Below are 1,389 nucleotides of genomic sequence, written 5' to 3' on the forward strand. Positions count from 1 at the left end.
GGGACTGTTTCTTAATCGGTGTTTTGGCCCGACACGCTGGGTGAATGCTCAGCGGGAAGGGTGCCGTGATGACGACACTAGATGATGTGACGAAGAAGAAATCGACACCACCGTCGGCCGAGGAGGCGGCGGCAGCTGAGCTGGTGCGGTTGGCGAAGGAGCAGGGCCTGTCGTTGACGGGTCCGGATGGGCTGCTCAAGCAGTTCACCAAAACGGTCCTGGAAACCGCGCTGAACGAGGAGATGACCGAGCACCTCGGGCACGACAAGAACCAAGCCAAGCCCGATCGGGAGTCAACAAATATCCGCAACGGGACCCGGCCGAAAACGGTGCTGACCGAGTCCACCGGCCAGGTACCGATCGAAGTCCCCAGAGACCGCGAAGGCACCTTCGAACCGCAGATCGTCAAGAAACGACAGCGCCGACTCAACGGCGTGGATGAGATCGTTTTATCGTTGTACGCCAAGGGTTTAACGACCGGTGAGATCAGCGCGCACTTCGCGGAAATCTACGGYGCATCGGTCTCGAAGGAGACCATCTCGCGGATCACCGACAAGGTGATCGAGGAGATGCAGGACTGGTCCGCGCGGCCGCTCGATGAGGTGTACGCGGCGATTTTCATCGACGCCATCGTCGTCAAAGTCCGCGACGGCCAGGTCGCGAACAGGCCGATCTACGCCGCCATCGGGGTGAGTCTGGACGGSCGCCGCGACGTACTCGGGTTGTGGGCCGGCACCGGTGGCGAGGGCGCCAAGTTCTGGATGAGCGTGCTCACCGACATCCGCAACCGCGGCACCAAGGACGTGTTCTTCCTGGTCTGCGACGGTCTCAAAGGACTGCCGGAGGTGGTGGAGAACGTCTGGCCGGCCACCACCGTCCAAACATGTGTCGTGCACTTAATCCGCAACACCTTTCGGCTCTCGGCACGGCAGCACTGGGACGCGCTCAAACGGGAACTGAAGCCGATCTACACAGCACCGAGCGAGCCCGCCGCCCGAGCTGCTTTCGACGACCTGGCCGAGAACTGGGGCACACGGTATCCGGCGATCATCCGGATGTGGAACAACGCCTGGCCAGAGTTCATCCCGTTCCTCGACTACGACACCGAGATACGGCGAGTCTTGTGCTCTACCAACGCTATCGAGTCTCTGAATGCGCGGTACCGGCGTGCGGTGAAAGCACGAGGTCATTTCCCCAGCGAGCAGGCCGCGTTGAAATGTTTGTACCTGGTGACCCGTTCGCTGGACCCGACCGGCAGAGGTCAGGCACGATGGATCACACGGTGGAAGCCCGCTCTGAACGCTTTCGCGATCACCTTCGCGGACCGTTGGCCCGGATCAGAAACCTACTAATGGAAAACGGCCGAAACACCGTTAACGGGATAGTCCC

General features: G+C 61.2%; 1 protein-coding gene. It reads left to right on the top strand.

The annotated features are described in order from the left end of the window. Positions 1–68: 68 nt before the first annotated feature. Entirely contained in the window at positions 69–1,352 is a 1,284-nt protein-coding gene (locus KXR83_RS26790) for an IS256 family transposase (protein WP_031331253.1), read from the top strand. Positions 1,353–1,389: the final 37 nt, after the last annotated feature.

This window comes from Williamsia muralis, from assembly GCF_051487485.1.
In the GTDB taxonomy this organism is placed as follows: Bacteria; Actinomycetota; Actinomycetes; order Mycobacteriales; family Mycobacteriaceae; genus Williamsia; species Williamsia muralis_B.